10 protein-coding genes and 1 pseudogene are annotated in these 7096 nt (G+C 54.6%); 8 read left to right on the forward strand and 3 right to left on the reverse strand.

The window, feature by feature from the left end; translation table 11 throughout:
* Nucleotides 1-186 precede the first annotated feature (186 nt).
* The 3 genes and pseudogenes from AQS70_RS06585 to AQS70_RS06595 all read right to left on the reverse strand — a co-directional run.
* Nucleotides 187-771: pseudogene (locus AQS70_RS06585) on the reverse strand (phasin family protein); the annotation flags it as partial.
* 142 nt (nt 772-913) lie between these two features.
* A complete protein-coding gene (locus tag AQS70_RS06590; protein ID WP_055102091.1) occupies nt 914-1204 on the reverse strand; it encodes a polyhydroxyalkanoic acid system family protein in 291 nt (96 codons plus the stop codon).
* A 314-nt stretch (nt 1205-1518) separates the two neighbouring features.
* A complete protein-coding gene (locus tag AQS70_RS06595) occupies nt 1519-1794 on the reverse strand; it encodes a polyhydroxyalkanoic acid system family protein (protein WP_055102092.1) in 276 nt (91 codons plus the stop codon).
* A gap of 110 nt (nt 1795-1904) precedes the next feature.
* Here AQS70_RS06595 and ubiE point away from each other — a divergent pair, with 110 nt between their 5' ends.
* The 8 genes from ubiE to tatC all read left to right on the forward strand — a co-directional run.
* Nucleotides 1905-2675 (forward strand): bifunctional demethylmenaquinone methyltransferase/2-methoxy-6-polyprenyl-1,4-benzoquinol methylase UbiE, encoded by a 771-nt coding sequence (gene ubiE, locus AQS70_RS06600; protein ID WP_055102093.1) that lies wholly within the window; start codon nt 1905-1907, stop codon nt 2673-2675.
* Nucleotides 2675-3298, forward strand: coding sequence for a ubiquinone biosynthesis accessory factor UbiJ (locus tag AQS70_RS06605; RefSeq protein WP_055102094.1), 624 nt, complete (start codon nt 2675-2677; stop codon nt 3296-3298). Before ubiE ends, AQS70_RS06605 begins: the two co-directional genes overlap by 1 nt.
* Nucleotides 3295-4902 (forward strand): ubiquinone biosynthesis regulatory protein kinase UbiB, encoded by a 1608-nt coding sequence (gene ubiB, locus AQS70_RS06610; protein WP_055102095.1) that lies wholly within the window; start codon nt 3295-3297, stop codon nt 4900-4902. The genes AQS70_RS06605 and ubiB overlap by 4 nt, the downstream gene beginning before the upstream one ends.
* 154 nt (nt 4903-5056) lie before the next feature.
* Nucleotides 5057-5458 (forward strand): phosphoribosyl-AMP cyclohydrolase, encoded by a 402-nt coding sequence (gene hisI, locus AQS70_RS06615; protein ID WP_019412272.1) that lies wholly within the window; start codon nt 5057-5059, stop codon nt 5456-5458.
* Complete coding sequence (locus AQS70_RS06620; protein ID WP_055102096.1) at nt 5451-5783, forward strand: phosphoribosyl-ATP diphosphatase; 333 nt, start codon at nt 5451-5453, stop codon at nt 5781-5783. The genes hisI and AQS70_RS06620 overlap by 8 nt, the downstream gene beginning before the upstream one ends.
* A gap of 23 nt (nt 5784-5806) precedes the next feature.
* The gene (locus AQS70_RS06625; protein ID WP_048366734.1) at nt 5807-6085 is read left to right on the forward strand and encodes a twin-arginine translocase TatA/TatE family subunit; all 279 of its coding nucleotides are present in this window, start codon (nt 5807-5809) and stop codon (nt 6083-6085) included.
* A gap of 10 nt (nt 6086-6095) precedes the next feature.
* Complete coding sequence (gene tatB, locus AQS70_RS06630; RefSeq protein ID WP_055102097.1) at nt 6096-6539, forward strand: Sec-independent protein translocase protein TatB; 444 nt, start codon at nt 6096-6098, stop codon at nt 6537-6539.
* A gap of 4 nt (nt 6540-6543) precedes the next feature.
* A partial coding sequence (gene tatC, locus AQS70_RS06635) for a twin-arginine translocase subunit TatC (protein WP_055102098.1) occupies nt 6544-7096 on the forward strand: 553 nt, incomplete at its 3' end.

Genomic DNA, 7096 nt, shown 5'->3' on the forward strand with positions numbered 1-7096 from the left:
ATGTAGGAGCGAGCTCGCTCGCGATCTTTTGATCGTTAAAAACAAAAGATCGCAGCCTGCGGCAGCTCCTACAGCCCATCGTTGTGATGTTTTTTGTGTCACGTGCATTGCTGCGGCCACAACCGGTGTTGTTTCAGCTCCTTGGTTATTTGTGCCCGCCAGCGGTTATGAAGTTTGCGTAGGTGTTTTCTTTACGGGTGGTTTTTTAGCCGCTGCGGGCTTTTTAGCCGCAGGCTTGGCAACGGGCTTTGCCGCAGCAGATTTGGCGACAGGTTTAACGCTAGGTTTGGCCGCTGTCGCTTTAGCGGGGGCAGGCTTACTCGCCGCAGGAGCTTTGGTGGCCGCCACTTTTGCGGCTGCCGCTGTCAGTTTTTCGATGTGTTTAGTCAGCACCTCTACCTGGGCATGCAAGGCTTTGACTTCCTCACGGCTCGGCACGCCCAAACGAGAGATCGCACTCCCCAAATGCTTATCGAAAGCCTCTTCGAACTCGCCCCACTTTTCCAACGCCAAATCTTTAACATCTTCAACCCGCGAACGAGCAGACGACGTGGTTGTTTTGGCCTCATTGACAATTTTACTGCCCGCACTCTTGGCGAGTTTTTCAGCTTTTTCACCATCTTTGACCAACGCATCAAATAATTTGCTGCCGTCTGAGTCGATTTTCGAATACACCCCTAAACCTGCCAACCAAATTTTGCGGGAGTATTCTTCTACCTTTCCGACCCAAGAATGATTTTCTGTCGTTGCACTGCTCTTTTTAACAGCCATCGTGTTCCCCTCAATGTTGAGTCGCGACGTCTGCAAGTAAGAACGTCGAGTCATCAAGATGAACAAAATGCTCATCTCAATGAGGTTTAGACGTTAATTCTTCATGTATCAAGGCATCGACGCTCGACACACTCACTGGCCGTCAAACAGGACCTAACTCTTGGTCCAGCGCTTCATGAATTTTTGATTCAATGAGGCCTTTGAAAGTTCGATAAAAAAAGCTTAGGTCCACATGAACAACCACCGCATCTTTAAAGATTTCGATCCCCCCGGTCACGCCCGTCATCCCGTGCTTAATGCTACCGACAGGCCCGGCCCACTTATGAGAAAGTGAATACTCATCGGCCAACTTTGCCACCAGAGCCTGAGCCCTTTTAACCGCTTCATCTAACGCCAGCGCGTGAGCGCGTTTAATGTAAATTTCCTTAGCCATATATGAACATCCTGTTCAGAGTTTAATACTGCGCAAATAACGTTAAGCGCTAGGTCATAGTCCTTGTATTACCGAGCGGGTAATACAAGGCCCTTATGACAAGCGTAGGTCGCTGACGTTGAATGTCTAGAAAGACTAAAACACAAACCAAAAGTTAAAAGCTAACAAAAACAACCACTAACACTAAGTCGCACACCCCCCAGAAATAAAGTGGGCTATCTCCATCGACTATTCTCACAATGAGCATTAATCAATACTGCCTTTCAATGATGCCGGTCTTTGCGAAAGGGAGTCGATTACACCGGCACCCCTCTCTATACCAACGCTTTATCCAGAGAGCGCTCGATTTCTGATTGAATCATGCCGCTCATCGCCGTCATTAGCATGCCCAGCTTCACGTCTACTTTGACGGTGGTTTCGCCCACTTCCAACAAAGCTTCCACCCCTGAACGCTTTAGCACGACCTTGTCGCCCGACCAGTCGGGGGTCAGCCCGTACTTCGACTCAAGCTTATCGACCACTTGTCGAGCCTTGACGCGTGCCTGTTCAAGCCCCAAAGCATGGGTGCGCTCAACGCTGATGTTTGCCATTGCTGCTCTCCTCATCAATAAGTCGATCACTATACTTACATTGACCCTCGCCAAGACAAAGTGGGCCTGCGGGATTAGAATGGCCAGCATTCTCTTCTGGTGACAGCGATATGACTGATCAGCGCAAAGGCAGCGATGCCGAACCCACCACTCACTTCGGCTTCAAGAACGTGCCGGAAAGCCAAAAGGCGGAAAAAGTCGCCGAGGTTTTCCACTCCGTTGCCGGTAAATATGACTTGATGAACGACGTTCTGTCGGGCGGCATGCACCGTCTGTGGAAGCGTTTCACCATCGAACTGTCGGGTGTCCGCACAGGCAATCGGGTGCTCGATATTGCGGGTGGCACCGGCGACTTAGCGCGCAAATTCGCGCACTTGGTCGGCCCAACTGGCCATGTAGTCCTGGCCGACATCAATGCTTCGATGCTCAAAGTCGGTCGTGACCGCCTGCTGGACAAAGGTGTCGCCGGTAATATCGAGTTCGTTCAGGCCGATGCTGAAAAGCTGCCGTTCCCGGACAACCACTTCGATTGCGTCACCATTGCCTTTGGCCTGCGTAACGTGACCCACAAAGAAGACGCGCTGCGCTCTATGCTGCGCGTACTCAAGCCAGGCGGTCGTTTGTTGGTACTGGAGTTTTCAAAACCCACCAACGCCTTGATGTCCAAGGTTTACGACGCTTATTCGTTCGCCTTCATGCCAATGGTGGGCAAGCTGGTGCTCAACGATGCAGACAGCTATCGCTATCTGGCTGAGTCGATCCGCATGCACCCGAACCAAGAAACCCTGAAGTCGATGATGATTGAGGCCGGTTTTGACCGCGTGACCTATCACAACATGACCTCAGGCATCGTCGCTTTGCACCGTGGCATCAAACCCTGATGTTGCTGCGCGGCCTTCTCGCCAGCGTCGAAAACGGCGTCAACCGGATTTTGCGGTTGGACAGTACCGCCATGGCACGCTTACGCCCGTTGACCGGCAAGGTGATTGCAGTTCACGGCACAAGCCCTGCGGTACAGCTGTTTATTCTGCCCAGCGATGAGGGTCTGCTGCTGGCCGCTGAGTGGGCCGCCGAAGCGGACTGCACCTTGTACGCGCCCACCTCTAGCCTGCTGCGCCTGGCCTTGAGCAAAGACAAAAGCGCTGTGCTGCATAGCCCTCAGGTTGAGCTCGAAGGTGATAGCACAGCGCTGATGGCGCTGGCTGCTGTGCTGCAAGACCTTGAACTGGACTGGGAGTACGAACTCTCGCGCTGGCTTGGCCCGGTGCCCACGGCCTTGATCGGCGGCCACCTGCGCAGCCGTGCCAACTGGTACCAACAAGGTTTCGCCAGCCTCAATCAGAATCTGGCCGAATACTTGAGCGAAGAAGCACGCACCTTGGTCGGCGAACGCGAAGCGCAGGCGCGCTTTGAGCAAATCGACCAACTCACACTCGACCTGGACCGCCTTGAGGCACGCTTTGAGCGCCTCAGCCGATCCCTCAAACCCAGCGATCACGCATGAAGCTGCTTGCCATACGCCGTTTGTTCCGCATCCAGCGCGTCGTCATTCGCTACCGCTTGGATGACCTGCTGTTCGCCCTGCCCCTGCCTTGGTGGCTACTGTCAGTGCGTTATGCCCTGCCGTGGCGCTGGTTCCCGCGTAAAAAGCTGGAGCTGAGCCGAGGTGCTGCCTTGCGCCTTGCATTGCAGGACTTAGGCCCGGTTTTCATCAAGTTCGGGCAAATTCTCTCGACTCGCCGCGACTTACTACCTCCCGACATCGCCGATGAGTTGATGTTGCTGCAAGACCGCGTGCCGCCGTTCGACCCTGAACTGTCGGTCAAGCTGATCGAAGAACAGCTCGGTGCCAAAATCAGTGAGGTTTTTAGTCGTTTTGACATTACCCCGCTGGCCTCGGCCTCGGTGGCTCAGGTTCACTCCGCCAAACTTAAAACGGGCGAAGAAGTGGTGGTCAAAGTTGTTCGCCCCGGCCTGAAGCCAATCATCGGCTCGGACATGGCATGGCTGTTTGTACTGGCTAAAACGGCTGAGCGCTTGAGCGCTGACGCCCGCCTTCTACACCCGGTAGACGTCGTCAGCGATTACGAAAAGACCATTTACGACGAACTCGACCTGCTGCGCGAGGCGGCTAACGCCAGCCAGCTCAGACGTAACTTTGAAGGTTCGCCACTGCTCTATGTGCCGCAGATTTACTGGGACTGGTGTCGCCCTAAAGTGCTGGTTATGGAGCGTATCTACGGGCTGCAAGTCACCGACTTGGCCGCGTTGGCCGACCAGCGCACGGACATGAAAATGCTCGCCGAGCGCGGGGTCGAGATTTTCTTTACCCAAGTGTTTCGTGACAGCTTCTTTCACGCCGACATGCACCCCGGCAACATTTTTGTTAGCACGGTCAGCCCGTGGAGCCCGCAATACATCGCCATCGACTGCGGTATCGTCGGCAGCCTGACCCCCGAAGACCAAGACTATTTAGCGCGTAACCTGTTTGCCTTTTTCAAGCGTGATTACCGACGTGTGGCGCAGTTGCATATCGACTCGGGCTGGGTTCCGGCAAACACCAAACTCAACGAGTTTGAGGCTGCGATTCGGACTGTATGTGAGCCGATTTTCGAGAAACCGCTCAAAGAGATTTCCTTTGGCCAAGTGCTGATGCGCCTGTTCCAAACCGCTCGACGCTTCAATATGGAAGTCCAACCGCAATTGGTTTTGCTGCAAAAAACCTTACTCAACATTGAGGGGCTGGGGCGTCAGCTGTATCCCGACCTCGACCTGTGGGCGACCGCACAGCCGTTCCTTGAGCGCTGGATGCGTGAGCGTGTGAGCCCTAAAACCTTGCTGCGTAACTTGCACAGCCAGGTCGAGCAAATCCCGCATCTGGCGGGGATGACCCGCGATCTGCTGGAGCGCATGTCTGAACCTCATGCCAAGAATCAGCCACTGATCATGCGTGAGTCCCGAGATGGCTGGTTCTTGCGACTGTTGGGAGCAGGACACTTGGTGGCAGGCGCTTTATTGGCCTCTGTCGGGCCATTGGGCAGCATCGGCTATTGGCCAGCAGGCGTGATGATGGCCGTGGGCCTTTATCTGATTGTGCGCCGATCGTAAGCGCTGCGTTTTATTAAAACGTGGACGTATCCAAGGCCAAAAGATCGCAGTCTTCGGCAGCTTCTACAGGGGCTGGGTCAACATTGGGAAATGTGCCGATACCAATGACCGGGAGAGGCTGGCAAACTGTGGCATCGCGAGTGCGGAGTCAAACATGAAAGACTGGCTGGACGAGATCAAATGGGACAACGATGGCTTGGTGCCAGCGATTGCCCAAGACCATAAAACCGGGCGCGTGCTAATGATGGCCTGGATGAACCGCGAAGCGCTGAGCCTGACCGCAGCTGAAAACCGTGCTATTTACTGGTCACGCTCGCGCGGCAAACTGTGGCGCAAGGGCGAAGAGTCAGGCCATGTGCAAAAACTGCACGAAATGCGCTTGGACTGTGACGCCGATGTGATCATTCTGATGGTTGAGCAAATCGGCGATATCGCTTGCCATACCGGTCGTCAAAGCTGCTTTTACCGCGTTTACGAAAACGCTGAGTGGAAGACCGTTGATCCGGTACTTAAAGATCCAAATGCCATTTATCACGCAGGCCACTCTCATGACTGACACCCTCAGCCGCGTCGCTCAAGTGCTCGAAGAGCGCAAAGGCGCTACCCCAGAAAGCTCCTATGTCGCCAGCCTGTACCACAAAGGGCTGAACAAGATTTTGGAGAAAGTCGGCGAAGAGTCGGTCGAAACGATCATCGCGGCCAAAGATGCTGCTATCAGTGGCGATTGCAGTGATGTTATTTATGAAACAGCTGATTTATGGTTCCACAGCATGATCATGCTCGCCCAGTTGGGTCAGCATCCTCAGGCCGTACTGGATGAACTGGAGCGCCGCATCGGCACTTCTGGACACGTGGAAAAAGCCTCACGGCCTTCCACATAAACCCTGTTTTCAAGGAGCACAGCATGGGCATTTTTGACTGGAAACACTGGATCGTCATTCTGGTAGTGGTAGTCCTGGTCTTCGGTACCAAAAAACTAAAAAACTTGGGCACCGACGTCGGCGAGTCGATTAAAGGCTTTCGCAAAGCCATGAACGACGACGAAAAACCTGCTGAGCCCGTGGTGCCTCCTGCACAGCCAACGGCCGCACCAACACCACACACTACTTCGACCCTGAATGAGCCGCACACCATCGACGTGCAGGCACAAAAAGTCGAAGAGCCTACCCGCAAAGACGTGTGAGCCAAAACTAATGTTCGGTATCAGCTTCAGTGAACTGCTACTCGTCGGTCTGGTAGCTCTTTTGGTGTTAGGCCCCGAGCGCCTACCAGGTGCTGCACGAACGGCGGGCCTGTGGATCGGACGCTTGAAACGCAGTTTCAATTCGATCAAACAGGAAGTTGAACGCGAAATTGGCGCCGACGATATTCGGCGCCAATTGCACAACGAACACATTTTGTCGATGCAAGAGGAAGCCAAAAAGATTTTGGCCCCTCTGCACCCGACCGTACCACCTGTCGTGCCCGCTGAGCCTGCTGCTTCATCAGGTACCCCACCTGAGGTAGCGCCTGGCGCTGCGCTTCACGCCGCGGAGCCAATAGCCTCGGCACCGACCAGCCTGAGCAAGACCGAGTCCGAGCCTGCGCCTCAACCGCCAGCGCCACACGACCCAACCCTGCCACCGCGAGCCCCTTAAGCGCATGAGCGACTCCCCCAAAAACGAGCAGCACGAACACGACCAGCCTATGCCGCTGGTGTCGCACCTGACCGAGCTGCGTACCCGTTTGTTGCGCTGTATTGCGGCGATCTTTCTGATCTTCATCGCGCTGTTTGCCTTTACACAGCAGATCTACACCTTGGTTTCCACACCGTTGCGTGAGTATCTGCCGGTGGGTGCCACGATGATCGCCACCGACGTGGCTTCACCGTTCCTCACGCCGCTCAAGCTGACGATGATGGTTTCGCTGTTTATTGCGATTCCAGTGATCCTGCATCAGGTCTGGGGCTTTATTGCGCCTGGTTTGTATAAGCACGAAAAGCGTATTGCCGTGCCGCTGCTGATCTCCAGCATCTTTCTGTTCTATGCGGGCATGGCCTTCGCCTACTTCTTAGTTTTCCCGCTGGTGTTCAAATTCTTCGCCGCCGCCACCCCGGAAGGCGTGGCGATGATGACCGACATCAGCAGTTACCTTGCTTTCGTCATGACCCTGTTCTTCGCCTTTGACGTGGCCTTTGAAATACCGGTGGCCGTGG

The sequence above is a fragment of the Pseudomonas endophytica genome (assembly GCF_001411475.1).
Classification (GTDB): domain Bacteria; phylum Pseudomonadota; class Gammaproteobacteria; order Pseudomonadales; family Pseudomonadaceae; genus Aquipseudomonas; species Aquipseudomonas endophytica.

Excerpts from the sequence above, each read along its gene's own strand:
- hisI (WP_019412272.1), top strand. The coding sequence starts at position 5,057 with ATGAAAGACTGGCTGGACGAGATCAAATGGGACAACGATGGCTTGGTG.
- AQS70_RS06625 (WP_048366734.1), top strand. The coding sequence starts at position 5,807 with ATGGGCATTTTTGACTGGAAACACTGGATCGTCATTCTGGTAGTGGTA.
- ubiB (WP_055102095.1), top strand. The coding sequence starts at position 3,295 with ATGAAGCTGCTTGCCATACGCCGTTTGTTCCGCATCCAGCGCGTCGTC.
- AQS70_RS06595 (WP_055102092.1), bottom strand. The coding sequence starts at position 1,794 with ATGGCAAACATCAGCGTTGAGCGCACCCATGCTTTGGGGCTTGAACAG.
- tatB (WP_055102097.1), top strand. The coding sequence starts at position 6,096 with ATGTTCGGTATCAGCTTCAGTGAACTGCTACTCGTCGGTCTGGTAGCT.
- AQS70_RS06590 (WP_055102091.1), bottom strand. The coding sequence starts at position 1,204 with ATGGCTAAGGAAATTTACATTAAACGCGCTCACGCGCTGGCGTTAGAT.
- ubiE (WP_055102093.1), top strand. The coding sequence starts at position 1,905 with ATGACTGATCAGCGCAAAGGCAGCGATGCCGAACCCACCACTCACTTC.
- AQS70_RS06620 (WP_055102096.1), top strand. The coding sequence starts at position 5,451 with ATGACTGACACCCTCAGCCGCGTCGCTCAAGTGCTCGAAGAGCGCAAA.
- AQS70_RS06605 (WP_055102094.1), top strand. The coding sequence starts at position 2,675 with ATGTTGCTGCGCGGCCTTCTCGCCAGCGTCGAAAACGGCGTCAACCGG.